Consider the following 25,326-nt stretch of genomic DNA (forward strand, 5'->3'; position numbering starts at 1 on the left):
CCGCAGGAGTTCGCCCGCTGGCCGATGACCGCCCGGGAGAACATCCACCTCGGTCAGCCCCAGCCCGGCGGGGATGACGCCGTCCATCGCGCCGCAGCTGCAAGCGGCGCCGACGCGGTGATCAACGTGCTGCGCAGTGGCCTGGGCACGCTGCTGGCCCGTGAATGGTGGGGTGGCCAGGCCCTGTCCTCAGGCCAATGGCAGCGCATCGCGGGCGCCCGGGCAATCCACCGCAACGCCGGCCTGCTGGTGATGGACGAGCCCACCTCCGACCTGGACGCCCGCGCCGAACATCTGGTGTTCACCGGGTTGCGCCAGCTCGCGCAAGACCGGGCGATCGTTCTGGTCACCCACAACCTCGCCAACACGGTCGTCGCGGACCGGATCGTGGTCATGGAAGGTGGGCGCGTGACTGCCGAGGGCACGTTTTCCCAGCTGACGACCCGAGCCGGTCTCTTCCGCGATCTTTGGCTCCTCCAGCAGGACCGCGGTAACGCACCGCTGGACGAGGAGACATCATGACCGGCCGCCAGGCAGGGGTCCTCGGCCATGATGGGCGGCCGTACCGCTGGAGGGCCGCATCCGCCACCTTCCCCTGGCCGGGTGGCGGAACTTTGCCTCCGGTTCCGGCCGCATCTCCGAGGCAGCCGCGCGGGGCGTCGCCCCGCGCACGTGGTCGGTCACAGACGCCCTGGCCGCAGTCCGCGGCTGGGGCCTGAGGAAGGGACGCGTGATGGTTCAGACAAGGTGCGTGCGCGAGGCGACGAGGGTCTTGTCGGGCGGCGTCTGGGAGGACAAGTACGGCTACGCCAGGGCGGTGGTGGTAGGGCCGAGGGTGGTGGTCTCCGGGTGCACGGCCACGGTCGACGGTGAGGTACAGCACGAGGGCGACGCCTACCTGCAAGCCATGACGGCCTTCAGCATCGCGCTCGACGCGGTCGAGGCGGCTGGTCTGACCCGGGAGGACGTGGTCATGGTGCGCTACTACGTGGTGGATGACAGCCACTACGACGCGGTCGGCGCGGCGCTGTCGGAGGTGCTCGGGCACGTCAGGCCAGCGTGCACAGGCGTCAAGGTGGCGGGGCTGATCGACAAGCGGATGCTGGTCGAGATCGAGATCGAGGCGTTTCGGGGATGAGTCGCGGGTCGAGTTCCGGCCTGCTCGCTGCTGCCTGACCCCGCGCCCCGCGGGCCCCGAGAGCGGAAGCTCAACCGTTCACCAGATACCCGGGCCTGCGCGGGGCAATACTGCCTCCATGACCGACCCGACCGCGCCTTTCTCCCGCGTGAAGATTCGCACTGGCGCCCTGGTGTTCTGCGGCGACGATGTCGCGCTGATCCGCCGTGACCGGCCGACCGGCTCGCACTACACACCGCCTGGCGGCAACGTGAACACCGGGGAAGACCTGATCGACGCCCTCCGCAGGGAACTCGCCGAGGAACTGCTGCTCGACCTCAACGACGCGACCCCGCCCGAGCTGTGCTGGATCCAAGACCAGATGGTCACCCGCCCCGGCCCTACCCCATCCCCGCGCAAGATCCACTTGATATTCCGGTGCCATATCACCCCGGATGTGAGAGCCCGACTCGCCACCGTCGAACACGATGACTTCCCGGACGGCGGCCAGGAACTCGGGATCATCGACTGGGTCGACTACCGCAAAGCGGCCGAGCTTCCGCTGTTCCCCCTGATCGGTGGACAGCTGAGCGCGCTCCTCACCCCACACTCGCCCACGGGGAACCCATGGCTGCCGCCCATCACCGACGCCAACTACACCTGGAAATAGCAGCCGCTCGCCAGCCACGTGCACTCCAGACCGGCGACACGTGGTGCCGCACGAGTGTCCACCCGCTCAGACGCTGAGCCGTGCGGCAGCGGGACGATCTCCCCAATCGCGTCCTGGTCGGTCTTGGAACGGCGGATCGCGACCTCCAGCCCGCCACCGGTGGTGGTCATGTGGGCGATGTCGAGCGCGGCCAGCTCGGAGCGGCGGCCCATGAGTGCGAAGCCGCGGACCAGGACGATGCGGCTCGCGCAGGCCGACGAGGCTTTCCAGGTTGGTGGTGTCCACGAGGGCGCGCAGCATGGTCAGGTCGGCTGGCAGGTGCGTTGCGGGTGCGGTGTCCGGCGGAGCTGCGCTCCCGGCGGTAGTTGCGCAGGGCACCGCCCTTCGGCGGACCACAACCACCCTTGACCGCCCGCACATCCGCAGTCAGGCTCACGGTGAAGTCGCAAGGAGCCGCAAACCCCCGACAGCGGAGGACGTCATGACGCTACGGTTCGTTGGCATCGACCCCGAGACGCCGGGCGGCAACTGCCCTTCGGTCTGGGTGGATGAGGTGGACGGTTCGATCGTGGTCTAGGGCTGGGAGGTGACCGACCCGGAGGAACGGGCGCAGATCGCTACCCGCAGCCCCATCCTTGACCACGAGCGCATCGTCCGAATCCCGGCGCGGATGCGGCACATTCTGGCGGAGGCATGCAGTGACCCAGCAGCACCCGGAGCAGGACCAGACGACCATCATTGACATGATCGCTGCCGCCCGCCGCGAGGCCGTCCACCTGGAAACGCGCGACGCCTACACCCCCGACGACCCGGTGTTCGCCGACTGGCAGGCGGGCAAGCCCATCGACGCGGTGGAGCGCTGGCGGGACTGGTACGAGGTGGTCAAGGCAGCTGTGGGGCGCGGGCTGCGGATCCGCCGGGCACGCATCGTCTCCGAGCCGATCACCGACTTCATCCGCTACGAGTACGACCTGACCGGGGCGATGAACCTGGGCGCGGGCGAAGAGGTCCGCTGGCTGCCACGACGACAGGCGTCCGATCTGCTTGTGCCGGTCAATGACTTCTGGGTGGTCGACGGCGCACTGGTTCGGTTCAGCCACTTCGCTGGGGACGGCCGCTACCTCGATGACGAGGTGAGCGACGACCCGGCGATTGCTCAGATGTGCGCGACCGCGTTCGAGGCGGTCTGGAGCAGGGCCATCGACCACGCGGAGTACCAGCCGAAGTAGGCACAACCAGCACCCCCGGCCCATGTCCAGCCCTCACTCTGGCGCCCAGCTAGCTCGCCAGGCCCTGGCCGACCGCCTGCGTGAGCTTCGCCTGGATGCCGGTCTCACCTCCCGGGCTTTGGCCGCCGCTGCTGGCTGGCACGAGGCCAAGACCAGCCGGATCGAGCACGGCAAGAAGGCCCCCTTCGAGGCCGATGTGCGGGCGTGGGCGGACGCCTGCGGCAGGTCAGAGCTGGTCGCCGAGCTGATCGCCGAGCTGCGCGCGGCTGACTCCATGTGGCTGGACTGGCGCAGGGCCGAGCGCAGCGGGCTGAAGCATCTGAACGTCGCGGTCCGGGACCTGTATGAACGGACGCGGCGGTTCCGCATCTACTCCTCTGTCATGATCCCCGGCCCCGTCCAGACAGCCGATTACGTGACTGCCGTCTTGACGGCGATCCGCCGTCGTCGGGGCGTGACTGTCGATGATGTGGCCGCCACTGTGGCCGAGCGGATGGCCCGCCAGCACATCGTCTACGAAGGTGATCACCGCTTCGCCATCCTTTTGGAAGAGGCGACCTTGCGGATGCGCATCGGCGGCTCCGCCGTACTGGCTGGCCAGCTCCGGCACCTTCTGGCCATCCAGAACCTTCCGTCGATGGCGCTGGGCATCATTCCCGCCGAGGCGGATCGCTCCGCCTATTGGCCGGTGGAGATGTTCTTCTGCTTCGACGACGCCCAGGTCAGCGTGGAACTCGTCAGCGGGTTCCTCACCGTCACCAGCCCGCGCGAGGTCGCCATGTACACCGACGGGTTCGCCGATCTCGCGGCGTCTGCGGTGTACGGCCAGCAGGCCAGAGAGTTGATCGTCAGGGCGCTGGAGGCCCTCGGGTAGAGGCTTTTCCGCAAGCATCCGCAAGGCGGTGGAGTGGCGGCCGAGCTGGGCTCACCCTGAGTTCATGACCTCCACAGCCGCCGAGATCAGTATCGAACAGGCCGACAAGCTGGTCAGGGACTTTGCCGCCGTGGTGGAGCGGCTCCAGGGCCAGGCTGACCGCGTGCTGCTCGTCATGAGCGTGCGGATCACCCTGCGCGAGAGGCAGTACCTCGGGCCGGGCTTTCTCGTGCCGGACTTGGAGGTCTTCGAGGGCAGCGACTGCCGGTCGCTGGTGACGCCGGAGCGCGGAGGCTTTCGGGTCGTCACCCAGAACGCCCGGACGTTGGCCAGCGATGGGAGGACAGCCGTACAGGCGGTGATCGACGGATGAGGTGGGATATCCCGGAGCCGTTCACCATCGAGGGCTGGATCGTGATGGACGGGGCCGGGGGCGGTTTCATCGCCTTCCGTCGCGACACGGCGGGTGACAAGGTCAACCTTGTGTGCGCAACGTCCCCGGCCGAAGTGCGCGCCGGGGTGGCCAGGGCCGACGGGGTCCGGCCGATCGAACTCGCCACCCGAGCGCGTCGTCGGCGCCCGGGCGGCCACCTGCGCAGCGTCAGTTAGTGCTCCATGAAGTGAGGTCTACGCCCGCATCACGACGACCAAAGGAGTGAACGTGCCCCCTCGATGGCTCACCGCTGCTGCCATCACCGCTGCTGCGGCCGGTATCGCCAGTGCCGCCTACCAGGCATTCAGCGAACGGGCAGACAGCCGGCGGTTCCCTGCGCCCGGCCGATTCGTCACCGTCCGGGGCCGCCGCCTGCACGTACAGGCCGAAGGCGAAGGCGGCCCGATCGTCGTCATCCTGCCCGGCATGACCGACAACGGCCTGAACTGGGTCAACGTCCGGCGGGGGCTGGTGCCCGGCCAGCGAGTGTGGCAGTACGACCGGGCGGGACTCGGCTGGAGTCAGCCCGCGCCGTGGTGGGAGTGGCGCGGCGCCTCGGCGCTGGCCGACGAACTGCACGAGGTGCTGGAGGCGTCGGGCGAGCCCGGCCCCTACCTGCTCGTCGGCCACTCGATGGGCGGGGAGATCGCCCGTCTCTACGCGGCTCGCCACCGCGACCAAGTCGCGGGGATGGTGCTGGTCGACGCGCCCTCCGAGCGCATGACCTGGATGGCCGAGGAGTTCGGCCGGTGGCAGTACGGGCCCCTGCAGCACTGGCAGAAGGCCCTCACCTACGCCCTGACGCCGTGCGGCCTGGTCCGCGCCCGTCTGCGTCTGGCGATCCGAAGCGGTCAGGAACCGGACCTGCTGCGCCGGATGCGGCACCAGCTCCCGGCCGAGATGGTCGAGCTGGGCCTGGCGCTGGAGCTGACCAGCGGGCAGCGCCGCGCGGAGGTCCAGGAGGACCTCGGCCGGACAGGAGTCGTCACGGCGCTGGAGACCGAGCGCACGCACTTCGGCAGCATGCCGCTGACGGTCATCTCCAAGGCCCCGTACCCGGCCCCCGGCACCTACTACTACGAGTACTTCGCCAGCCGGTCGCCGGACGTGGCCGAGCGCTACAACCGCGTCTGGGCACGCATCCAAGCCGACCTGGCCAGCCTGTCCGACGACAGCACGCTGATCGTTGCCGAGCGGGCCGCGCACAACGTCCAGGTCGACGAGCCCGAGCTGATCGTGAAGGCCGTCACCGACATGTGCGACAAGATCCGCGACCACCAGCGCCTGTAAGCGGCAACCAAGCCGACCAACGAGAAGGGGTTCACGATGTCCCAGACCACGACCGAGCTGGACCTGATCACCCATTCACCGGACGGCGAGTCACGCGGGCTGATCTTCCGCGTCGGCGACGTCTTCCCGATGCTGCCCACCCGGCACCTCCTGTCCGCGCCCGCCACCCCTGCCAGCGACGCGCGACCGTGGGGGCTGCGCTTCCTCGTGCTGCCCCCGATCACGGCGGGCGCACACGAAGGACAGACCCGGCCCACCAGCGCCAGCAATCCGGACGGCACCGCCCCCGAAGAGGTCGGCACGGACTGAGACGAGGCTCCATGTCACACACCGTGCTGATCGTCACCGACGAGACCGACGTCGTCGCCCAGAGGGTCGCCGCTGAGCTGGCCGGGCGGGGCGTCTGCGTGGTCACTGTCGATACCTCCGACTTCCCCGGCGCGCTGAGCATGTCGGCCACCATCGACGCCAACTCCTGCGGCTGGGCCGGAACCCTGAACGGGTCCCGGGCCACCGTGCTGGACCTGGCCGAGGTAGGGGCCGTCTACTGGCGGCGGCCGACCCAGTTCGCCCTGGATGAGCGCATGTCCAGCCCCGAACGAGCCTTCGCCTACGGCGAAGCCCGGCGCGGCTTCGGCGGCGTCCTGATCGCTCTGGGAATGGACGGCTGCCTGTGGGTCAACGACCCGATGGCCGCGATGCGCTGCGAGTACAAACCCGTCCAGCTCACCACGGCCGCCCAGTCCGGCCTGACCATCCCCGAGACCCTGATCACCTCCGATCCGCAGGCCGCGCACGCCTGGGCCAAGGACCTGGACCGGCCGATCGTCTACAAGCCCCTGAACGGCGTCTGGCACGCCGACGAGGGACGCATCCGGGCCCTGTACACCTCACCCGTCACCGACCCGGAAAGCCTGCTCGACCCGGCGCTGAGCCTGACCGCGCACCTGTTCCAGGAGCAGATCAGCAAGGACTTCGAGGCACGGGCCGTCATCGTCGGCTCTCGCGTCTTCGCCGTGCGCATCGACTCCAGCAGCGAGCAGGGCCGGACCGACTGGCGCAGCGACTATGACTCCCTCACCTACACCGCGATCGAGCTGCCCGCCGAGGTCAGCACGGCCCTGGTGGAGCTGCATCGGCGCCTCGGCCTGGTCTACGGGGCGGCCGACCTGATCTGCGACACCTCCGGGGAGTGGGTCTTCCTGGAGACCAACCAGCGCGGGGAATGGTTCTGGTTGGCTGATGAAATCGGCCTGCCGATCGCCGCCGCGCTGGCCGACATCTTGGAGAAGGGACCCGCGTGGACAAGCTGACCGCACCCGACACGGCCGCCGTCAAGGAGATGGCGCAGCGCCTGGCCGACGACCTTCGCAGCCGGGGCCGGCTGACGGATGAGCGGTGGGCCCAGGCATTGGAGAGGGTGCCGCGCCACCTGTTCACGCCCATGGCGGCCTGGGCCAAGCCGGACCGCTGGCAAGACGTCGGCCACCGCATCGACATCGCCACGGACGCGGAGGCCTGGTGGCAGGCCGTCTACTCCGACGCGGCCATCATCATCCAGGCCGACGACGGCGCCACCGACCCGGCCGAGGGAAGCGGCCGGTCCAGTTCCTCGGTGTCAGCCCCGGGCGTCGTCTTCCCCTTCCTGGAGCTGCTGGCACCGCACAAGGGTGACCGGGGCCTGGAGATCGGCACCGGATCAGGCTGGACGGCTTCCCTACTGTCGTGGTGGGTCGGAGCCGACAACGTCACCTCCATCGAGATCGACCCCGCCGTAGCGGCAGGAGCGGCGGCCAACATCGAAGCGGCCGGGTTCGCTCCGCACCTGGTCGTCGGCAACGGGCTGAAGGGCTGCCCCGAGCGGGCGCCGTTCGACCGGGTCCACGTCACGGCGGGCGTGGCCGATATCCCGGCCGCCTGGATCGAACAGACCCGGCCGGGCGGCGTGATCGTCCTGCCCTGGCACCCGGGCGGCGCGACCGGCCACAAGCTGAAGCTCACCGTGGTCGACGACTCCACGGCAGTCGGGTCCTTCCACGGCCCCGCCAACTACATGATGGTGCGCTCCCAGCGGGGCAGCTACGTGTGGAACTCCCCCCACAGCGAGGAGGCCGACAAGAGCACGACCAGGCTCCACCCACGCACCGTCGTCACGGCCGACCTCGGGGCGCACCTGGCCAGCGTCGCCCTGGCCCCCCGCATCGACTGGATGGTCATCAGCGAACCCGGCTGCTACTCCCTGCTGCTCCAGGAGACAGGCAACCCGGAAGGCTCCTGGGCGGCCTGCGACGCCGAACCGGGCGCCAATGACTTCCAGGTCACCCAGTACGGCCCACGCCGCCTGTGGGACGAGGTCGCCGACACCTACCTCAAGTGGGTGTCCTGGGGCAGCCCTGCGGCCGACCGATTCGGGCTCACGATCCAGAACGACGGCACCCGCATGTGGCTGGATCGGCCGGGCGACATGTGGTGGTCCCTGCCCTAAACACTCCCGGGGGCTCTGGACTGATCGCGATGGCATCCGACCAGTGCAGAGCCTCCACTCGCTGCTTCCTGACCCCGCACCATGGACTCCTACTCCCCGTCATCACCTCCCGTAGGGGGTGCGCCGGCGGCCCGCTCAGCCTCGACCGCCCGCCGCTCCTTGGACTTCCGGATCCTGTCCAAGATCCCCTCAACCACCCCTTCCTGATGCGTCAACTCCACCGGCCCCGACCCCGGCCCCGACAGCTCGATCGCCTTCCTGGGCAGCCACTCCTCCGGATCCAGCAACGCCATCATCTGCAGCGCGACCTTCCCGTTCGGCGGAGTCACCTGGGTCTCCTCCGATCCGTCCGGCCGCACCATCCGCTTGACTGCCACCCCACCGACCGCGTCCTGGAACGCCGCGTTGAACAGCTCCCCCAACGCCCTCGTGCGCGCGCGCGTAACCCTGTCCGAAAAGTCCGAAAACTCGGGTGGGGCGTCGTCTTCTTCGCCTTGGGCGATCCAGGCGTGGGCGGTGCTGCGGGTGATGCCGACGTGGGCGGCTGCGCGGCGGATGCTGTTGCCGTTCTCCAGGGCGCGGATGAAGGCGTCGGCGAGTTCGGGAGTGAGCTTGGTCGGGCGTCCCATCACCCATCCCCTCCACTTTGAGCGGCAAGCAGGCGCCGGGCCTGCTCGGCTCCTTGCCTGGCGGTGCTGGCGTCCCGTACGCCGACTCGCCGAGGAGCGAGTGCGGCGGAGCGGGCGGTGGTGGGGCGCGGACCGTGGCGCGTGGGCAGCCTGATGGCGTCGGCGGTACGGCGGCGGGGGTTCGGCACGCCCCATTCGGCCAGGAAGACGGCCAGGGCGCGCTCGGCGGCCGTAATGGTGGCAGCCTGGCTGTTGGTCATCCTGTGGCCTCCTCGGGTCCGTAGGGGATGCCGAGCATCGCGGCGAGCTTGGTCGTGGGGTGAGGCGGTGCTCATCCGGTTGCCTTCTGCGGGCGTGCGAGGTTCATGCGAGCCTCTCGGGCTTCCCGGCAGGCGATGATGCGCTTGGAGTGGGTGCGCTGCCACGGCAGGTGGTTACCGTCGTGATCTCGGCAGGGTCGCTCGGCGTCGGCGGCGCACCAGGCGACCGGGCAGCCGACTCCCCACCACTCGCTGCGCTTCCGAGCGGCGTTCTCGCTAGCGAGCCGGGCGGCAGGTAGCGCCAGGTATTCCTCGCTGGGCCCGTTCTTGTCGCCGGGGGCGGGGAGAGCGCGGTGGATGTCGTGCCGGTCGGCGATCTCGGCGATGGCCTTAATGAGGTGCAGCTTGTAGACACCGGGCTGGTCGGTGACCTCGGCGGGCGGCGCGACTGGCACGGCCCGGCTGGCGCGGTCGTGTCGGGCCTTGCGTACCGCCTGGCGGACGTGCGCGGGCATGAGGAAGACGGTCGAGTCGCGGTAGTGCTGGCGGACGGCTTCCATCACGTCCTCGAACCGCAGGTCACCGATGGCATCACCCCAGACGACGAGGTCGGCCTTGCCGAGGGTGCGCCGGTCGGCGGCAGCGATGTATTGCAGGACCTGGCCTAGCTGGTCGGCAATCACCGGGTACCTCCGGGGAGCGAGGCAGAGCCCGACGCAGCAGGCCGTCCGTGGTCGGAGAGGGTTTCGGGGGTGGCGAACCACTCCTCCAGGCGGCCCTCAGCCTGAGCCTGGGCGTAGTCCGCCATCATGGACTGCACCTGAGAAACTCGCAGGTCGGACGTGGCGACGCGCTGCTGGCCCGAGGTGGGCTGCTGCGGCACGATGCCGCGGACGGCCATGAGCGCCGTCTCGAACGTCTGCAGTGACGGGAAGCGGCGGGTCGGGTTGCGGCCCAGTGCGTACGCCACTTCCTTCTGGGTGTAGTCGTCAGCGAGCGCCGACTCGATCAGCTTGACCAGGCCTGGGAAGCCGTTCGACGACGCCGACTTACCGATCTTCGGCACGCCCGCCTCGTCGCACTTGCCCCACCACCAATCGGCCACCTTGGTCGCCTGCTCGAACCGAAGCTGCTCCTCGGGGGTACGTCGCTTCGTCGAGCGGCTACGGGGCTTCTTCGCCTTTGCGGGCGGGGGTGCGGTGTCGTCGCCGAGGCGGATCTCCTGCTGCGTGTCGCCCGCAGGAGATGCCGACGAAGGAGGCATCTCCTGATTTCTTTTGTTGGTCTTCTTGGGGTTGGTCTTCTTATGCGTGCAATCTTCCGCGCACGGCTGATCCGCGTGCGGCTCAGCCGACGTCGGAAAATCGCATGACGGCTCCGACCAGGACGATCGCTCGCCCCTGCCCGTCGTGTGATCTTCTAACGACGGCTCTGAGCTGGCCTCTTCGTACTCCTCGGGGCAGTCGGTGATCCAGTACTCGGTCTCGCCGAGGCGGCCTGTCGCCGGGTCGCGGTTCTGGACGCGCACGAGGTAGCCGTACTTCTCCAGTTCCTCGACGGCACCGCGGATCGCGTGCACCCCTTCCGGCCCCAGTTGGGCAAGCTGGGCGATGCTGGTCATCCATCCCTCTACGTGGGAGGCGAGTTCGACGAACAGGCCCCGCGCCTTGCGGGTGAGCCTCCTGTCGCGGGCCAGGTCGTTGGAGACCTGGACGAAGTGGTCCGCGCGCATGCGACCGCGACGGATGACAGACCGGGCCGAGCCCGGCGATTTCGGGTTGCTGCTCATCTGCGTGGACCTCCCGGCCGGAAGGGCGGGGAGGACGCGCTGGAAGCGCGGACGCGTCCTTGCTCGCGTACAGCGTTGAGTACGCTCATGTACGCCTCCTCGTGTTGCTGTGGAAGGTGGCTGAGGGGCATCCAGGGGGTCAGAGCGTTGGCGCGCTCTGCCTGGCTGCGACGGCGGTCCCGCGAGGGGCCGCCGTTGTTGGTTAGCGACGGTCTGGAGGCATTCCTCCGCCGTGATCCTCGCGGGCACGTCCTCGTTCGGACGGCGATGATCGGGCGATGATCCGGTCCAGGCCGATGAAGATTCAGGGGTCAGGGCACCCCGCCCATCGACGATGGACAAGGCGACGTCAGGACCCCGTGGAAGGCGACGGTGAAGGCCGCTGCGGATCAGCGGCCGGAGCCCTGAGTCAGGCAGCCGGGGCCGCGCGGAGATACTGGACGTAGGCTAGGAGGGAGTCGCGAGGCACTCGCCTACTGCGCCCGATCAGGACCGACTCCAGCTCTCCGGACTTGATGAGCTCGAAGTAGACGCTGCGCCCGATCTGGAGGAGCTTGACGACGTGCTCCTCCTTCAAGAGAAGGGGCAAGCACTCGCAGGAGGAGGCCGTCGACGACGTTCCGTCGCCGGACGGCATGTGGGCGTGTTGGCTGGTCGCAGATCCCCCAACCATGCTGAGCCCCGTACCCTTGGACATGGCTCAGGTCCTTTCAGTCAGACGAGCGGTCTTGAGCGCATAGCCCTCGGCTGGAATCGGGCGATGTTCGCAGGCTGCAACTGCGTCCACCACGCTCCCCGCCGGGGGCTTTTGCACTGTCCTAGCCGTGACACCGAGTGGGGTTCCCCCCTCCAGGTCCACAGCAGTACGAAGATCACCCTACAAGTCCGTGGCGGCTCACGCAAGTCGATGATCTTTGAAATCGGCGTTAGACGCAAGCGTAGTCTTCTGACAAGGATGCACATCTGATTGACCGGCGCCCAGTGTGATCATCAACCCTCCGAGCAGGCACTAGAAGCCTCTTGAAGCGATGAACCGGGCAGGATACAGACTCTAGGCGCTTGCGTCACATCTCACTGGATGCCACCTCGCACAAGGGGTTGCCGAGGGCGACGGGCCCGCCATGTGTCTTCAATCCGAACCCCAAAGCTTGCGGTTCACGCCTGACGTTATTAAGATCATGATGCATAAGTGTCAAACAGGTAAGGAGCGGCGAGGATGGCGGAGGACAACCCGTTCTACGAATGGCTGTCACTGACAGCCCGAGCCCGGGGGTACGCGTCAGACGCGGCCCTGGCCGAGGCGCTCGAACTGCAACAATCGACGGTCTCGCGGTGGCGGAAGGGCACCCGCCCCCACATCACGCACCTGGTCAAGCTCGGCCGGCTGTTCCGCATGAGCATCGAGCCGATGCTCGTCCTGTCCGGGCACGTCCCGGCCGAACTACTCGGCAACACCGAGCCGCCCGAGCCGCCCGTTCCGCAGGCGGTGCGCCAGTTCCAGGAGGCGTCACTCCCTGACGGGGTCAAGAACGCCTTGCTGCGGTACTGGGACCAGCGCCACACCGAGGAGGACGCGAGGGTCACGGGCCTGGTGAAGCTGCTCGAATCCGCTGCCGGCGGCGGTGGGCTCACTCAGGCCGCGATGGCTAACGCGTTCGTCCTCGCGGGTTCCGACCTGCCGCGCCACTTCGCCGAGCTCATGCAGCAGGCCGGCCAGGAACTTGAGCTGGTCAGCCGACGTACGCGGAGAACGGGGGCGACCCGATGAAGACTCCGAAGAAGCGCGGTCGCGGCAATGGGGAAGGCAGCTTCTACCAGCGCGGCGACGGCATGTGGATCGGCGCGGTAACCCTGCCGGGCGGCGAGCGGAAGACCGTTTCGTCGAAGTCGAAGGACAAGGCACGGGAGGAGTGGCGCAAGCTACTCCGTCAGGTGGAGGAGGGTAAGCCGATCACCTCCGGCCGCGGGGTCACCCTGGAGCGCTACCTCAACCAGTGGGTCTCCCTCACCCTGGCTCAGCGGGTGGCGGCGGGAAAGATGGCCGAGTCCACGTGGATCTCCTACTCGGACAACATCAGGCTGCACATCACCCCGCACATCGGGAGCGAACCGCTGACCAAGCTCACCCCGGCCCGGCTGCGCACATGGCTTCTGGAACTTCAGCGCAAGCCTGCGGCCCGGCAGAAGAAGCCGGTCAAGGGCGAGGAGCCGCCACCCGTGGTGCTGCTTTCCGACCGGACGGTGAACTACTGCCACGCCATCCTCCGGGCGGCGCTCAACGACGCGCTCAAGGACGAGCTGGTCGCGCGGAACGTGGCGATGCTGGTCGAGCCACCCTCCGGGAGGAGCAAGCGCGGGACCGCGTTGACGGCCATGGAGGCCGACAGGCTGTTCGCCGCGGCGCAGAGCGACCGGTGGGGCGTGCTGTGGCTCACGATCCTCGGCCTCGGCCTGCGGCGCGGTGAGGCGCTCTCGCTGCGCTGGGAGGACATCGACCTCGAGAACGCGGTGATCAAGGTAGGCCCGTCCCTCCAGCGACTGCGCGGCGATCTCGACCCGGAGACGGGCCGCCGGCGGGGTCGGCTGGCCGTGGTGCGCGCCAAGACGGATGGGTCGGACGCCACGCTGGCGATTCCGCGGGCGGTGGTGACGCTACTACGGCAGCACAAGGTGGAGCAGGCCGCCGAGCGGCTGGCGGCGAAGGTGTGGGCCGACCCGGGCCTGGTCTTCACGACTACGGTGGGCACGCCCATCGAGCCGAGGAATGCCAACCGCGCCTGGAACGCGCTGTGCGACGAGGCGGACATCGCGCGGCCGGACGGCAAACGGGTGCGGATTCACGACCTGCGGCACACCGCGGCCACCTGGCTGCACGGGCAGGGCGTGGACATGAAGACCATCCAGGGCACGCTCCGACACAGCCGACTCGCCACAACCTCGGAGATCTACACCCACCTCACCGACGAGGTGCAGCGGCGCGCGGCGGACTCCATGGACGGGGCACTGTCCCAGTTCGGCCGACTCGCCCGGTGAGTGGCTGCGCCCCTCTGGGAATGTAGTCGAACGTAGTCACATGTAGTACAATCTAGTAGTGGCGAAAGAACCGACAAGCATTCGGCTGACGGATGCACAGAAGGCGGGACTCGACGCGATCGGCAGACGTCAGGACCGGACACGGTCCTGGCTCATCTCCAAGGCCGTGGACGAGTACATCGCGCGGAATCTACCCAGTGAAGAAACGGCCACGAACGGAGGTGAACCTCAGTGAACAAAGGGGCGTTGCTACAGCCGTTGCTACAGTCGGCCCTTAGAAAGGACTCAGGGAGTCCCTTGCGATCAAGGAACTCCCTGGTCAAACCGTGCGCGGCCGAGAGGACTCGAACCCCTAACCTTCTGATCCGTAGTCAGATGCTCTATCCATTGAGCTACGGCCGCTCGCTGCGTAAGCAAGCATAGCGGACCCGGAGCCATGCCTCGAACCAATTCGCCGCCTAGTCCGCTCCGATGACCCTGTGTACAACCTTCGGCGTATCCACAGCCCAGCCCCAGGTGCCATCGACACCCCTGCGACTGATGGTGAGATGGGGGGATGAGACGAGACCTCCTGGGCGCTGTCGCGACCTTCGCCGTGGGTCTCGTCCTGCTGGCGGCCGGTTCCTTCTACCCCCGGGCCGGCGTGCCCGTGTGGCTGCCGGTCGTCCCGTTGGCGCTCACCTGCGCGGGTGTCGCCGTACGGCGGAGCGCTCCGCTGGCGGCTCTCGCGCTCGGCGTGTCGGGGGTGGGTCTCGACATCGCCTTCGCCGGCCCTTCGCTGCCGACCATCGTCATCTTCACCGACAACCTCTACGCCGCCGCCCTGTACGGCCCGCCGAGGTTGAGCAGGTGGCTGCTCGGCGTCACGGGGGCCGGCGCGGTGATCATCGGTTGCGTGTTCGGTTTCGTCGAGCGGGACCTGTTGAAGATCTCGGTGTTCGGTGTGCAGGCGGGGCTGGTGCTCGTGGTGCCGGTCACGACGGCGATGGTGCTGCGGCAGCACCGCGACCAGGCGGCGGCGGAGCGGGCCAGGGCCGAGCAGGTGGCGCATCTGGCCGAGCTCGACCGCAACGCCGTGATCGTCGCCGAGCGCACCAGGATGGCCAGGGAGCTGCACGACATCATCGCCAATCACTTCAGCGCGATCGCGATCCAGTCCACGGCCGTGCTGTCGCGCAAGGATCTCGACGCGGGAGCCGTCCAGCAGATCATGGCGTCGATCAGGGAGAACAGCGTGCAGGGCCTGGCCGAGATGCGCACCATGATCGGGTTGCTGCGCCAGGACGGCGAAGACACCGACGCGTCGACCAGGCCGCGGCTCCAGGACGTCGCCGACCTGGTGGAGCGGGCGCGGCAGGCGGGAGTCGACGCCGGCATGACGGTGGAGGGCACCCCGAGGGAGCTGCCGGTGTCGGTGGATCTCGCCGGGTACCGGATCGTGCAGGAGGCGCTGACGAACGCGATGAAACACGGCGACGACCGGGCGACGGTCACGATCACCTTCGCGCCCGATCACGTCAGCGTGGTGGTCGACAATCCGCTGGCCGGCGGCGGGTCGGCGCTGCCGGGGTCGGGCGCCGGGCTGGTCGGGATGCGGGAGCGGGCGGGGCTGGTGGGCGGCCGGTTCGAGGCCGGGCCGTACGACGAGAAACACTGGCGGGTGCGCGCGACGCTGCCGACGCAGGGGGAGCCGTGACGATCAGGATGCGCGCGACGCTGCCGACCGTGGAGGAGCCGTGACGATCAAGGTGCGCGCGACGCCGCCGACCCAGGAGGAATCGTGACGATCAAGGTGCCGGTGACGCTGCCGACCCTGGAGGAGCCGTGAGCCTTGGCGATCAGGATGCGGGCGGCGCTGCCGACGGAGGAGGAGCCGTGACGATCAGGGTGTTGGTCGCCGACGACCACGCGGCGGTCAGGGCGGGGATCGTGCTGATTCTCGGCGGCGCCGGCGACGTCGAGGTGGTGGGCGAGGCGGGCGACGGCGAGGAGGCCGTCGCCATGGCGCGCGAGAAGCGGCCGGACGTCGTGCTGATGGACGTCAGGATGCCGAAGAAGGACGGCATCACGGCCACCAGGGAGCTGGCGGGCGTGACCGACGTGCTGATCCTGACGACGTTCGACGTCGACGAGTACGTCTTCGGCGCGCTGCGCGCCGGCGCGGCGGGGTTCCTGCTGAAGAACACCGACGCGGAGGCGCTGGTCGACGCGGTGCGCCTGGTGGCGAAGGGTGACGGGCTGATCTCTCCGGCGGTGACCCGCCGGTTGATCGCCGCCTTCGCCGAGCAGCCGGTACGGCGGGAGCCGCCCGGCGACCTGCTCACGCCACGGGAGCGTCAGGTGCTCGCCTGCGTGGCGAGGGGCCTGTCCAACGCGGAGATCGCCAAGGAGCTCGACATGGCGGAGGCGACGACCAAGACGCACGTCAGCAGGGTCCTCGGCAAGCTGGGGCTGAGGAGCCGCGTCCAGGCCGCCATCTACTACTCCGAGGGGAGCTGACGGCGGCCCGGGGGTTACTGGGCGGCGGCGGGGACGTAGAGCAGGAGCGCTTCCGCGACGCAGACGGGGCGACGCTCGCCTTCCAGCTCGACCGACACCTTGATGGTGGCGAGCTGGCCGGCCGGGCTGTTCTTGATGTCGAGCAGTTCGCCGCTGGCCCGCACCCGCGATCCGACGGGCACGGGCTTGGGGAAGCGGACCTTGTTGAGGCCGAAGTTGACGGCCATCTCGATCTGGCCGACGGTCATCAGCTCGGTCAGGAAGGAGGGGAGCAGCGACAGCGTCAGGAACCCGTGGGCGATGGTCCCGCCGAAGGGGGTCTCCTTGGCCCGCTCGGGGTCGACGTGGATCCACTGGTGGTCGTCGGTGGCGTCGGCGAACAGGTTGACCTGCTCCTGAGTGACGGTGCGCCACTCGGTCGGGCCGATCGTCTCGCCGGCGGCCGCCTTCAACTCCTGCACGTTCGCAAAGCTCCGCATGGGTCGAACCCTAGTGCGCGGCCGCGAGGTTGACCATTCGGAACGCGTCCGGCTTGTCTCCCTTGGCGGCTCCCCAGTATTTGATCGTGCTGGGTGCCGAGGAGGTGCCGACGCCGCTCCAGTTGTCGGGGTTGTCCGGCAGGTCGAGGATGGTGCCGGCCTCCAGGTCGACGACCGAGTGGTAGAGGAACACGTACCTGTCCAGGATCGGGTACGGCGACAGGCCGCCGACGAACCCGTCGAACGTCCTGACGTCGGACCCGTCCAGCCGCTGGCCGAGGCCGGTGCCGAGGCACCAGACGGGGCCGCAGCGCAGTTCCTTGGCGTTCGGCGCGGCTGTGACCTGGCGGGTCTCTCCCGTCTCCAGGTTGACCACCTTGGTCTGGTTCTTCCCGAGGTCGCGCTCGCCCACGTCGCTCGCCCAGGGCCAGCTGATCAGGTGCAGGCCGTCCGCGATCTTCTCGGGGTCGCCGCCGGTCCGGAGCAGGCGCCAGACCGTGCCGTTCTGCTCGGACCAGTAGATGTGCTCGCCCTTGACCGCGATCGCCTCGATGTCCAGGTGCTCGCCGGTGAAGGTGGCGACCATGCGCGCCTCGCCGCCTGCCAGCGGGGCCGTCCAGATCTCGCGCACCTGCCCTGCCACCGCCCACCAGACGACGCTCTGCCCGTCGACGGCCGCGCTCTGCGGGAAGTACCGCTTCAGCCCCGGCGTGGCCGGCACGTCCGCGACCGTGCGGAACGTTCCGGTCGCGCTGTCGTAGATCTCGATCCGGCCGGCCTTCTCGAACGACGACTCCGCGTTGAGCAGCACCTCGGTGGGGCTGATGCCGGTGATGGGGCGGTATCGCCAGCCTTCGGCGTTCTTCGCGGGCATCGTGAAGAACGCCTTCGGCCAGACGTCCTCGATCCCGCCGCCCGGCGTCGGCGCCGCGGTCCTGACGTCCCGCGGAGGTGCTTCGACGCTCGCCACGGCCTCGCCGGGGCTTCCCGAGACAGGTGACGCCACGCCGCCTTCGCCCCCGCTGGTGAAGATGCCTCTGGCGATCAGGGTCCCGGCCCCCGCCACGCCGATCACGGCCGCGACGGCCAGCGCCGCGCCCATCCACCTCTGCCTGGTACGGCGGCGCCGCCGTACCGAGATCGCGGCCGACAGGTCGTGCTGCGGCGCCCGCTCGGCCGCCTGCCGCAACGCACGGACCAGGTCCTCCTCAGTCCTCATCACGCTTTCCCCTTTTCGAGCACGCCAGGGCGGACGCGGAGTTTCTCCAGCGCGCGTGCGGCCTGGCTGCGCACGGTGCCCCGTGAGACGCCGAGGATGTCGGCGATCTCCTGGTCGGACAGGTCCTCGTAGTAGCGCAGCACGATCACGACGCGCTGCCTGCGGGGCAGCGCGCGCACCTCGTTCCACAGCTCACCGAAGGAGTGGCTGTCGTGGTAGGAGCCCTCAGGAAGGTCGTCCGTGAGGTGCTCTCTGCGGCGCCTGCGCCACCAGCTGATGTGCTGGCGCGCCATGATCGTGCGCACGTACCCCTCGGGGTTGTCCTTGTTGCGCACGCGGGTCCAGGTGTCGCCGAGCTTGAGCAGGGCCTCCTGCACCAGGTCGGCCGCGTCCTCGGCATTGCCGGTGAGCACGTAGCCGTACCGCAGCAGGGCCTGCCCCCTGGCGCGGACGAATTCGTCGAACTCCACGTACCGGGGACGCACGGGGCGCTCGAGCTGTTGCAAAGATCTTTACTCGAATCACTCGCGCACGTGTTCGACCGCGCGCTACAGTTCTGGGCAAGCACTCGAACAGAGGTTCGGCCAGGTGGGAGGGGGTGCCATGCTCGTCCAGACACGCCGTAGGTGTTTCTTCCCAACTCTAAGTCGGCCGCTATACCCGGCTATAAAGTCCGAGAGCGTGGACCCTGTGCGCAATCCCTACGCCCCCGGCGCCGGACAGCGCCCGCCCGAGCTCGCCGGGCGTGATCGCGAGCTGCAGCAGTTCGAGGTCGTGCTGGAGCGGGTGGCCCGTGGCCGTCCCGAGCGCAGCATGGTCGTCACCGGTCTGCGCGGCGTCGGCAAGACGGTGCTGCTCAACACGTTCAAGTCCATGGCCATGCAGCGGCTGTGGGGCACCGGCAAGATCGAGGCCAGGCCCGACCAGTCGATCCGCCGGCCGGTCGCCGCCGCGCTCCACATGGCGGTGCGCGAGCTGGCGCCGAGGCACCGCGCGCCCGAGCGCATCGAGGAGTTCCTCGGCGTGCTCAAGGCCTTCGCGATGCGCGACCCCTCCGCGGCCAAGGGCACCTCGCACTGGTCGCCGGGCATCGACGTGCCGGCCAGCAGGGGCCGGGCCGACTCCGGTGACTTGGAGATCGACCTGACCGAGCTGTTCGTCGACGCGGCGGGCGTGGCCACCGACCTCGGGGTGGGCGTGGCGCTGTTCATCGACGAGATGCAGGACGTGCAGGCCGGCGACATCTCCGCGCTCTGCGCGGCCTGCCACGAGCTGTCCCAGACGGGTGGGCCGCTGATCGTCGTCGGCGCCGGCCTGCCCCACCTGCCGAGCGTGCTGTCGGCCAGCAAGAGCTACTCCGAGCGGCTGTTCCGCTACGCGCGCCTCGACAAGCTCGACCGCGACGCGGCCGACATGGCGCTCCTCGTCCCGGCCAGGGAGGAGGGCGTGGAGTTCACCCAGGACGCGCTCGACGCGCTCTACGAGGCGGCCGACGGCTACCCCTACTTCGTGCAGGCGTACGGCAAGGTCGCGTGGGACTACGCGCCGCGCACGCCCATCACGCTCGACGACGTCAAGGTGTCCGCGCCCGAGGCGGAGGAGGAGCTGGCGGTCGGTTTCTTCGGCAGCCGTTACGAGCGGGCCACCCCCGCCGAGCGCGACTACATGCACGCCATGGCCGCCATCGGCGACGAACCGGTGGCGACCTCCGACGTGGCCGACGCGCTCGGCCGCAAGCCGTCGAGCCTGTCGCCCGCCCGCGACAGCCTCATCAAGAAGGGGCTCATCTTCTCCGCCGAGCGCGGCCTGATCGCGTTCACGGTGCCACACTTCGGGAGGTTCCTGCGCGCTCAACCCATCTGACTCTCTCTAGCCGTGTCTAGAGGGGAAGCTAGGCACGGCTAGAGAGGCACATATCGCTTTGTATAGCGCTCTCTAGCGTCAGGCCGATACGGCCGTATATTCCGGCATGGAGTCCGTGTCGTCCCTGCCGACCACCGCCATGCGCACAACGGGGTGCCGTCCCGTGAGGTAGACGGCGAACACCACGTCGTCCCCGCCGTGGTCGCGGAAGACGAAGAACCGCCAGCACAGCTCGCGCCAGCTGTCGTACGGCTCGGCGGAGAGGAGCCCATCGGCATGCGATCGCCAGGTCGCGCTCGCCTTCAGCTTGGCCAGGCCCGCGCTCTCGGGGGCGGGGCGCTGCTCGCACGGCGCCCGGTGGCGGATCCGGGCGACGGCCTCGTCGAGCTCGGGCGACAGGACGGCCAGCACGGCCACGCCGGCCAGCGTCCACCACGAGATGCCCGACATGCCCGGCACCGGCGCCCAGACGGACATGAGGGCCATCCCGGTCAGCACGACCGTGCGGCTGATCGAGCGCACCCCGACCGGTGCCGAGCTGACCTCGCCGAAGCAGCCACAGCCCGCGTCGGGCCGGCGCCTGCGCAGTTCGAGCAGCACGTAGGTCGACAGCGCGAAGAAGGCGACGGTCCCCCACCGGAACAGCGGATAGGTCGTGACGAGCAGTCCGGTGGCCAGCACCAGCTCGCCGGCTGCGCAGCAGACCAGCGCCGGCTTGCGCAGCGGACCCGGCACCAGCACGGCGGGCCCGAGCCTGGTCAGCGCGCCGGGTTCGGCGTCGGTGTGCACGGTGGCCAGCTTGGCGACCGTCCCGAGCAGCAGCAGCACGATCAGGATCGGCAGTTGCGATTCGAGCATGCGTGTCATCCCCATCCGACCCGGGCGTTGAAGCACCCCTTGGTCAGTTCCCCACCCAGTTCCACGAACGACGACGGCGACAGCTCGACGAGGCGCCCTCTCGGTGAGGTACCACACTCGACGCACCGGTCGCAGAACCGTCCGGCCATGCAGCCGCACGCCACGATCGGCACGTTCGCCGCCCTTTCCGTGCAGACATTACGGATATGCAGTAACGAACCAATTGCCAGGTACGGCAGGCCGACGCACGACACCTCCGCGTCGGGACACGCCGCGTCAGAACGCTCCACCATGGGATAGGCCGTTCCGCGTTCGTCGCAGTCGAAGGCGTCGGACCAGGTGGCGGTTCCGTTGATGCGTTGCTGCGCTCCGCCGTACGCGGGGGGAGGGGTCGGTACGGCACGCGCGGGATGGCCGGGCTGCGACGTCGCGGGCAGCAGCGCTTGGCCCACCCCCTCGTCACGGACGCCGATGGCGTCGAAGAGGTAGCCCGGCTCGAGCTGGGGATAGCGGACACGGATACGCCCGGTGGCCCGGTAGGGGATCACCACAGCGCGGCGCCCCCGGTGGGGGCCGCAGTCGAGCTCCACGTGGAGGTCCCGGCGGCCTTCGACGGACAAAATCGCGCCGGTCATGCGGGTGATGTCGGCCCAGATCCGTTCGGCGACCTTCCCGTCACGCAGCGCCCGGATGGTGACGGTGGCACCGAGCGGGAGATCGGCCGGCGCCACGTCGACGCCGTGCCACGCCGTCGCCCACGGCGCGATGACCAGCCGCTCCTCCACGCCCTGCTCGGTGTCGACGATGATCAGATGCGGGCTGACGTCGATGATCTGCCCGCTGACCGCGCGGAGGGGCTCACCGCCTTCCGGGTCGGGCCCCGGATGCCGTGTGTCGCGGCCGAGCGCCGCCGCCGCGAGGACCCGGCGGCGTTCCGTGCTGTTCACTCCCCTAGCGTCACATAACTCCCGGCCCTTCCCTGCAGATGAGAGCAAAATACGCATCCTCGGTGGAACGCATGGACAACCGGTGTGTAGCAGACCTTGACTGCCCTTTGCTGTTGGCTAGGCGAATCCTGGATTCTGGTTCAGCCGCAATAGGGGCTCAGGCTGCGATTCTGACCACGATGCAGATTGCCGAGCTGGAAGAGGAGTTCCGCGAGTACGTCAGGTCTCGCGGGCCGGCTCTCCTGCGCGCCGCCCGCCAGCTGACCGGCCATCCCTGTGACGCCGAGGACCTGCTGCAGACCGCACTCACCAAGACCTATCTGGCCTGGGATCGCATCAAAGATCACGCCGCGTTGGATGGATATGTCCGCCGGGCGATGGTCAATATCAACATTTCGCAGTGGCGCAGGCGCAAACTGGACGAGTTTCCCGCCGAGGACCTTCCCGACATCCCCGTGGCGTTCGAGGCCCCCTGCGAATGGGAGGAGTCGCTCGAGGAGGCGGTGAGAGCGCTGCCCGACCGCATGCGCGCCGCGGTCGTGCTGCGCTACTACGAGGACATGACCGAACCGGAGATCGCCAGAACGCTCGGCATCAGCGTCGGCACGGTCAAGAGCACCGTCTCGCGGGCCGTGGCCAAGCTCAGGGGCGAACTATCTGTCCCGGCTCAACCGCCCCCGCGGTAGCGCAGGGATGGACGACGTCCCTGATGATGCGCAAGGTGGCAAGGAACTGGCCGAGCCGCTCCTCGTCGAGCACCCCGGTGAACGACTCCTCGATGTCGGCGAGGTGCTGGGGCAGGATCTCCTGAAGCTTCTGCTCGCCTTTCTCGGTCAGGGCCGCGTAGGAGGCGCGGCGGTCGGTGGCACACGCCTGGCGCACCACGAGGCCGTCACGCTCCAGCCGGTCGACCACGCGTGTCACGCCGCTGGTGGACAACCCGGTCTGCGCGGCGAGATCGCCCATCCGCAGGCTCTGCTGCGGCGAGCGGGCCAGCCTGATCAGCGTTCCGAAGTCGACGTCCGACAGCCCGGCCGCTGTGAGGGCAGGGGTCATCCTCGCCACCAGGCCCGCGTGCACCTCCGCCAGCAGGCCGAACGCGGTCAGCCGGGGATCGTCAAAGGGGATCACGTTCATATCGTAGACGACGATAGTTGACGCGCGGAATATTCCTCATGTAGACATCTGTTGAAGCAAACGTCCGCAGCGCAAGGATCTCTACGAGGGAGAACGACAGCCATGAGCACGCGTACCTGGGAAGGCCTCTCCATCCCCGCCGCCGGCACCTACGCCATCGACGTGAACCACACCACCATCGGGTTCGTCGCCAAGCACATGATGGTCAGCAAGGTCCGCGGTACGTTCGAGAAGTTCAACGGCTCCATCACGATCGCCGACAACCCGCTCGAGTCGTCGGCCGAGCTCACCATCGACGCCTCCAGCATCAGCACCAACGCCGCCGACCGCGACAACCACCTGCGCAGCGGCGACTTCCTGGACGCCGAGACGCACCCGCAGCTCACCTTCAAGAGCACCCGCGTCGTCAACCACAAGGGCGACGAGTTCACCGTGCTGGGCGACCTGACCATCCGCGGCGTCACCCGCGAGGTCGAGCTCACCGTCGAGTACGGCGGCGTCGGCACCAACCCGTGGGGCCAGCAGGTGTGGGGCTTCTCCATCGCCACCGAGATCGACCGCGAGGCGTTCGGCCTGACCTGGAACGCCGCGCTGGAGACCGGCGGCGTGCTGGTGGGCAAGAAGATCAAGATCGAGGTGGAGGGCGAGGCGAACCCCGCCGCCTGACCCCCCTTGTCCACAGGCCATTGCGACCTGGATGAGCCTGTCATCCACAGGATCGAGCACGTTACCCACAGGCGGTGGATAACCTTGGTGACGACCCTCGGGGCAATCACTTTGCCGCACCGCCAGAAGGCCGGTACTCTGTCCTGAGCCAGGTGGCTGTCGGGAGGATTCGCCTAGTCAGGTCTATGGCGCCGCACTGCTAATGCGGTTTGGTGGCAACACCATCCGGGGTTCAAATCCCCGATCCTCCGCGGTAAAAAGGCCCTCCCCGTTTCGACGGGGAGGGCCTTCCTGGTGTCCGGGGCCGTCGTAGTTGCAGACCTAGTTGCAACGACCTAGTCCCACAGGGCGGCAGCCAGGCGTTCGCCGGCGTCCCGCATAAGCGGTGTGGACACATGTGTGTACCGCTCGGTGGTGGTGACCCGCGTGTGGCCGAGGACCTCCTGAACCACCCGGATGTTCACACCCTGCTCGATCAGCAGCGTGGCAGCGGTGTGGCGAGCGTCGTGAACGCGGGCATCTCGCACGCCCGCCTGCCGGAGGATGGTCTTCCAGGTCTTCCAGTCATCCGTGCGCTCGATGGGGCTACCGTGCCGAGTCGCGAAGACGAGGTCATGCTCTTCCCAGCGCTCCCCCGCTCGTTGCTTCTCCGCATCCTGGAGATCGCGATGAGCCTTGAGTTGGCCCAGGAGGTCGGGCGGGCATTGGAGGGTGAGCTTGGCCTTGCCCTTGCGTTTACGGAAGACGATCCCGCCACCCGTCCGATTGGGGCACTTGTCCGCGTGACCGGTGCAGTCTTTCCGGCACGGTCGCTTGTAGCAGGTGTCTCCGGGCTTTTTCGCACCCCGGCTTGCAGGTCGAGCGGTGGCTGTGAATAGGGCACCGCTTCTTACAGGGCCAGCGGTGCCACTTCTGCCCACAGGCATGTGGATCGTCGCACTGGTGCTTCCGCTCCTAGCGCTGCGCCTGGAACCACACCCGGATCTCACCCGTCTCGAAGTCGACCGACGTACTGCCAGCGGAGACCGAGCGCCTCCCCCTGCCGGATCCCGAGAGCGAGAGCGACGGACCAGCGAGCAGCGTTCCGCTTCGTCTTGGCCGCGGAGAGAATCCGGCGAGCCTCCTCTCGAGTCAGCGGTTCGATCTCGGTCGAGGCCGCGGTTGGTGCTTCGACCAGTTCTGCCACGTTCCGTGAGATCTTGCCGCGCCGTACCGCGATCTTCAGGGCTCGCGACAGGATTCGATGCACTTTGAGCACTGTGCTTGTGGACAGGCCCTTGTCCAGCATCACGGTGTACGCCGCGTCGAGGTGTTCGGGCGCGAGTCGGTTGGGCCGGTGCCGGCCGAGCAGCGGGGTGATCCAGTGCAGGGTCTTCGAGCGGTAGTCCGACAGCGTTCGCGGCGCCATCTTGCCGGACGCGACCAGGCGCTCACAGATGACGTCGAGATACTCGGTCATCCACTCGGCGACCGTAGGCATCCTGCCAGCCTTGGTGACCTTGCCGGACTCTCTCTTGCCTTCGAGCTCACTGACCTTCTGGGTGACCTCGGCCTCTGTCTTGGCCATCCGGTGCCAGCCGTCAGGAGAGTCTCACACAGCACGCCGACCGCCACGACCAGCACACTCACCATCACGATGCCGATCAGCAGCCTCCACGGCGGACAACACGTAATCCAGGCCGATGATCCATAGATGCATGCTTACATCGCGATCCCACCCCAACCAGTGCCATATCCGTTCACAGCCGTACTCGTGCTCGGGTCATCCGAATTCTTGGTGACGGTGACCACAGCCGCCCGATCGATGTCGGGAAGCACATGCGTATAGGTGTTCATGGTCGACGAAGGG

At 68.5% G+C, this 25,326-nt stretch carries 33 protein-coding genes and 2 tRNA genes; 20 read left to right on the forward strand and 15 right to left on the reverse strand.

Features of this window, described 5'->3' with window-relative positions; translation table 11 throughout:
* From ACWEVS_RS31335 to ACWEVS_RS31345, 3 genes are all read left to right on the forward strand, one after another.
* On the forward strand, positions 1 to 522 hold a 522-nt coding region (locus ACWEVS_RS31335; RefSeq protein WP_452554361.1), incomplete at its 5' end, for an ATP-binding cassette domain-containing protein.
* 211 nt (positions 523 to 733) lie between these two features.
* Positions 734 to 1,138, forward strand: a complete 405-nt coding sequence (locus ACWEVS_RS31340) for a Rid family hydrolase (RefSeq protein WP_452554430.1) — start codon at positions 734 to 736, stop codon at positions 1,136 to 1,138.
* Between the two features lie 118 nt (positions 1,139 to 1,256).
* Positions 1,257 to 1,787, forward strand: a complete 531-nt coding sequence (locus ACWEVS_RS31345) for an NUDIX domain-containing protein (protein ID WP_452554362.1) — start codon at positions 1,257 to 1,259, stop codon at positions 1,785 to 1,787.
* On the opposite strand, the gene ACWEVS_RS31350 is transcribed toward ACWEVS_RS31345, so the two are convergent.
* Positions 1,772 to 1,999, reverse strand: coding sequence for a hypothetical protein (locus tag ACWEVS_RS31350; protein ID WP_452554363.1), 228 nt, complete (start codon positions 1,997 to 1,999; stop codon positions 1,772 to 1,774). The genes ACWEVS_RS31345 and ACWEVS_RS31350 overlap by 16 nt on opposite strands.
* A gap of 486 nt (positions 2,000 to 2,485) precedes the next feature.
* Here ACWEVS_RS31350 and ACWEVS_RS31355 point away from each other — a divergent pair, with 486 nt between their 5' ends.
* The 8 genes from ACWEVS_RS31355 to ACWEVS_RS31390 all read left to right on the forward strand — a co-directional run bounded on the left by ACWEVS_RS31355 (position 2,486) and on the right by ACWEVS_RS31390 (position 8,098).
* Entirely contained in the window at positions 2,486 to 3,016 is a 531-nt protein-coding gene (locus tag ACWEVS_RS31355) for a DUF6879 family protein (protein WP_452554364.1), read from the forward strand.
* Positions 3,017 to 3,038: 22 nt separating this feature from the next.
* Positions 3,039 to 3,890, forward strand: a complete 852-nt coding sequence (locus ACWEVS_RS31360; protein ID WP_452554365.1) for a helix-turn-helix domain-containing protein — start codon at positions 3,039 to 3,041, stop codon at positions 3,888 to 3,890.
* A gap of 64 nt (positions 3,891 to 3,954) precedes the next feature.
* A complete protein-coding gene (locus ACWEVS_RS31365; RefSeq protein ID WP_452554366.1) occupies positions 3,955 to 4,263 on the forward strand; it encodes a hypothetical protein in 309 nt (102 codons plus the stop codon).
* Entirely contained in the window at positions 4,260 to 4,499 is a 240-nt protein-coding gene (locus ACWEVS_RS31370) for a hypothetical protein (RefSeq protein ID WP_452554367.1), read from the forward strand. The genes ACWEVS_RS31365 and ACWEVS_RS31370 overlap by 4 nt, the downstream gene beginning before the upstream one ends.
* A gap of 52 nt (positions 4,500 to 4,551) precedes the next feature.
* A complete protein-coding gene (locus tag ACWEVS_RS31375) occupies positions 4,552 to 5,613 on the forward strand; it encodes an alpha/beta fold hydrolase (RefSeq protein ID WP_452554368.1) in 1,062 nt (353 codons plus the stop codon).
* A 36-nt stretch (positions 5,614 to 5,649) separates the two neighbouring features.
* Positions 5,650 to 5,922: a hypothetical protein gene (locus tag ACWEVS_RS31380; protein ID WP_452554369.1), complete on the forward strand. Its 273-nt coding sequence runs from the start codon at positions 5,650 to 5,652 to the stop codon at positions 5,920 to 5,922.
* An 11-nt stretch (positions 5,923 to 5,933) separates the two neighbouring features.
* Complete coding sequence (gene tgmB / locus ACWEVS_RS31385; RefSeq protein WP_452554370.1) at positions 5,934 to 6,926, forward strand: ATP-grasp ribosomal peptide maturase; 993 nt, start codon at positions 5,934 to 5,936, stop codon at positions 6,924 to 6,926.
* Positions 6,914 to 8,098, forward strand: coding sequence for a protein-L-isoaspartate O-methyltransferase family protein (locus tag ACWEVS_RS31390; protein ID WP_452554371.1), 1,185 nt, complete (start codon positions 6,914 to 6,916; stop codon positions 8,096 to 8,098). The genes tgmB and ACWEVS_RS31390 overlap by 13 nt, the downstream gene beginning before the upstream one ends.
* An 89-nt stretch (positions 8,099 to 8,187) precedes the next feature.
* Here ACWEVS_RS31390 and ACWEVS_RS31395 read toward each other — a convergent pair whose 3' ends face one another.
* From ACWEVS_RS31395 to ACWEVS_RS31415, 5 genes are all read right to left on the reverse strand, one after another.
* Positions 8,188 to 8,727, reverse strand: coding sequence for a hypothetical protein (locus ACWEVS_RS31395; RefSeq protein WP_452554372.1), 540 nt, complete (start codon positions 8,725 to 8,727; stop codon positions 8,188 to 8,190).
* Positions 8,727 to 8,987 (reverse strand): hypothetical protein, encoded by a 261-nt coding sequence (locus ACWEVS_RS31400; RefSeq protein ID WP_452554373.1) that lies wholly within the window; start codon positions 8,985 to 8,987, stop codon positions 8,727 to 8,729. The genes ACWEVS_RS31395 and ACWEVS_RS31400 overlap by 1 nt, the downstream gene beginning before the upstream one ends.
* Before the next feature lie 71 nt (positions 8,988 to 9,058).
* Positions 9,059 to 9,670, reverse strand: a complete 612-nt coding sequence (locus ACWEVS_RS31405; protein ID WP_452554374.1) for a hypothetical protein — start codon at positions 9,668 to 9,670, stop codon at positions 9,059 to 9,061.
* Entirely contained in the window at positions 9,667 to 10,776 is a 1,110-nt protein-coding gene (locus ACWEVS_RS31410) for a hypothetical protein (RefSeq protein WP_452554375.1), read from the reverse strand. Before ACWEVS_RS31410 ends, ACWEVS_RS31405 begins: the two co-directional genes overlap by 4 nt.
* A gap of 409 nt (positions 10,777 to 11,185) precedes the next feature.
* Positions 11,186 to 11,473, reverse strand: a complete 288-nt coding sequence (locus tag ACWEVS_RS31415; protein WP_452554376.1) for a helix-turn-helix domain-containing protein — start codon at positions 11,471 to 11,473, stop codon at positions 11,186 to 11,188.
* Positions 11,474 to 11,992: 519 nt separating this feature from the next.
* Here ACWEVS_RS31415 and ACWEVS_RS31420 point away from each other — a divergent pair.
* The 3 genes from ACWEVS_RS31420 to ACWEVS_RS31430 are packed head-to-tail and all read left to right on the forward strand — an operon-like array spanning position 11,993 to position 14,044.
* Positions 11,993 to 12,544 carry a hypothetical protein gene (locus ACWEVS_RS31420; RefSeq protein ID WP_452554377.1) on the forward strand — a complete coding sequence of 184 codons (552 nt, stop codon included), beginning with the start codon at positions 11,993 to 11,995 and terminating at the stop codon, positions 12,542 to 12,544.
* Positions 12,541 to 13,809 carry a tyrosine-type recombinase/integrase gene (locus ACWEVS_RS31425; protein WP_452554378.1) on the forward strand — a complete coding sequence of 423 codons (1,269 nt, stop codon included), beginning with the start codon at positions 12,541 to 12,543 and terminating at the stop codon, positions 13,807 to 13,809. The genes ACWEVS_RS31420 and ACWEVS_RS31425 overlap by 4 nt, the downstream gene beginning before the upstream one ends.
* A gap of 58 nt (positions 13,810 to 13,867) precedes the next feature.
* On the forward strand, positions 13,868 to 14,044 hold the full coding sequence (locus ACWEVS_RS31430; RefSeq protein ID WP_452554379.1) for a CopG family ribbon-helix-helix protein: 177 nt from the start codon (positions 13,868 to 13,870) through the stop codon (positions 14,042 to 14,044).
* Positions 14,045 to 14,138: 94 nt separating this feature from the next.
* On the opposite strand, the gene ACWEVS_RS31435 is transcribed toward ACWEVS_RS31430, so the two are convergent.
* Positions 14,139 to 14,211 (reverse strand) — tRNA-Arg (locus tag ACWEVS_RS31435).
* A 154-nt stretch (positions 14,212 to 14,365) separates the two neighbouring features.
* Here ACWEVS_RS31435 and ACWEVS_RS31440 point away from each other — a divergent pair.
* Both ACWEVS_RS31440 and ACWEVS_RS31445 read left to right on the forward strand, forming a co-directional pair.
* Positions 14,366 to 15,505: a sensor histidine kinase gene (locus ACWEVS_RS31440; RefSeq protein ID WP_449929988.1), complete on the forward strand. Its 1,140-nt coding sequence runs from the start codon at positions 14,366 to 14,368 to the stop codon at positions 15,503 to 15,505.
* 179 nt (positions 15,506 to 15,684) lie between these two features.
* On the forward strand, positions 15,685 to 16,308 hold the full coding sequence (locus ACWEVS_RS31445) for a response regulator (RefSeq protein WP_452554380.1): 624 nt from the start codon (positions 15,685 to 15,687) through the stop codon (positions 16,306 to 16,308).
* A gap of 14 nt (positions 16,309 to 16,322) precedes the next feature.
* Here ACWEVS_RS31445 and ACWEVS_RS31450 read toward each other — a convergent pair whose 3' ends face one another.
* The 3 genes from ACWEVS_RS31450 to ACWEVS_RS31460 are packed head-to-tail and all read right to left on the reverse strand — an operon-like array spanning position 16,323 to position 18,491.
* On the reverse strand, positions 16,323 to 16,787 hold the full coding sequence (locus ACWEVS_RS31450; RefSeq protein ID WP_354908899.1) for a MaoC family dehydratase: 465 nt from the start codon (positions 16,785 to 16,787) through the stop codon (positions 16,323 to 16,325).
* Positions 16,788 to 16,797: 10 nt separating this feature from the next.
* Positions 16,798 to 18,006: a TolB family protein gene (locus ACWEVS_RS31455; RefSeq protein WP_452554381.1), complete on the reverse strand. Its 1,209-nt coding sequence runs from the start codon at positions 18,004 to 18,006 to the stop codon at positions 16,798 to 16,800.
* The gene (locus tag ACWEVS_RS31460; protein ID WP_452413242.1) at positions 18,006 to 18,491 is read right to left on the reverse strand and encodes a SigE family RNA polymerase sigma factor; all 486 of its coding nucleotides are present in this window, start codon (positions 18,489 to 18,491) and stop codon (positions 18,006 to 18,008) included. Before ACWEVS_RS31460 ends, ACWEVS_RS31455 begins: the two co-directional genes overlap by 1 nt.
* Positions 18,492 to 18,687: 196 nt before the next feature.
* Here ACWEVS_RS31460 and ACWEVS_RS31465 point away from each other — a divergent pair, with 196 nt between their 5' ends.
* On the forward strand, positions 18,688 to 19,869 hold the full coding sequence (locus tag ACWEVS_RS31465; protein ID WP_354917099.1) for an ATP-binding protein: 1,182 nt from the start codon (positions 18,688 to 18,690) through the stop codon (positions 19,867 to 19,869).
* Between the two features lie 78 nt (positions 19,870 to 19,947).
* Here the strand turns inward: ACWEVS_RS31465 and ACWEVS_RS31470 are convergent, their stop codons facing one another.
* Positions 19,948 to 20,727 carry a MauE/DoxX family redox-associated membrane protein gene (locus ACWEVS_RS31470; protein WP_452554382.1) on the reverse strand — a complete coding sequence of 260 codons (780 nt, stop codon included), beginning with the start codon at positions 20,725 to 20,727 and terminating at the stop codon, positions 19,948 to 19,950.
* A 5-nt stretch (positions 20,728 to 20,732) separates the two neighbouring features.
* Positions 20,733 to 21,674, reverse strand: a complete 942-nt coding sequence (locus ACWEVS_RS31475) for a hypothetical protein (RefSeq protein WP_449930000.1) — start codon at positions 21,672 to 21,674, stop codon at positions 20,733 to 20,735.
* 179 nt (positions 21,675 to 21,853) lie between these two features.
* On the opposite strand from ACWEVS_RS31475, the gene ACWEVS_RS31480 reads away from it, so the two are divergent.
* The gene (locus ACWEVS_RS31480) at positions 21,854 to 22,360 is read left to right on the forward strand and encodes a SigE family RNA polymerase sigma factor (protein WP_449930002.1); all 507 of its coding nucleotides are present in this window, start codon (positions 21,854 to 21,856) and stop codon (positions 22,358 to 22,360) included.
* On the opposite strand, the gene ACWEVS_RS31485 is transcribed toward ACWEVS_RS31480, so the two are convergent.
* Positions 22,317 to 22,811: a MarR family winged helix-turn-helix transcriptional regulator gene (locus ACWEVS_RS31485; RefSeq protein ID WP_452554383.1), complete on the reverse strand. Its 495-nt coding sequence runs from the start codon at positions 22,809 to 22,811 to the stop codon at positions 22,317 to 22,319. The two genes, ACWEVS_RS31480 and ACWEVS_RS31485, sit on opposite strands and share 44 nt — an antisense overlap.
* Positions 22,812 to 22,913: 102 nt before the next feature.
* On the opposite strand from ACWEVS_RS31485, the gene ACWEVS_RS31490 reads away from it, so the two are divergent.
* Entirely contained in the window at positions 22,914 to 23,477 is a 564-nt protein-coding gene (locus ACWEVS_RS31490) for a YceI family protein (protein WP_449930006.1), read from the forward strand.
* A gap of 162 nt (positions 23,478 to 23,639) precedes the next feature.
* A tRNA-Ser gene (locus tag ACWEVS_RS31495) sits at positions 23,640 to 23,728 on the forward strand.
* A gap of 84 nt (positions 23,729 to 23,812) precedes the next feature.
* On the opposite strand, the gene ACWEVS_RS31500 is transcribed toward ACWEVS_RS31495, so the two are convergent.
* Both ACWEVS_RS31500 and ACWEVS_RS31505 read right to left on the reverse strand, forming a co-directional pair.
* Positions 23,813 to 24,403 (reverse strand): tyrosine-type recombinase/integrase, encoded by a 591-nt coding sequence (locus ACWEVS_RS31500; protein WP_452554384.1) that lies wholly within the window; start codon positions 24,401 to 24,403, stop codon positions 23,813 to 23,815.
* 59 nt (positions 24,404 to 24,462) lie between these two features.
* Positions 24,463 to 25,044: a tyrosine-type recombinase/integrase gene (locus ACWEVS_RS31505; protein ID WP_452554385.1), complete on the reverse strand. Its 582-nt coding sequence runs from the start codon at positions 25,042 to 25,044 to the stop codon at positions 24,463 to 24,465.
* Between the last annotated feature and the right edge of the window lie 282 nt (positions 25,045 to 25,326).

The organism is Nonomuraea sp. NPDC003754, assembly GCF_053605785.1.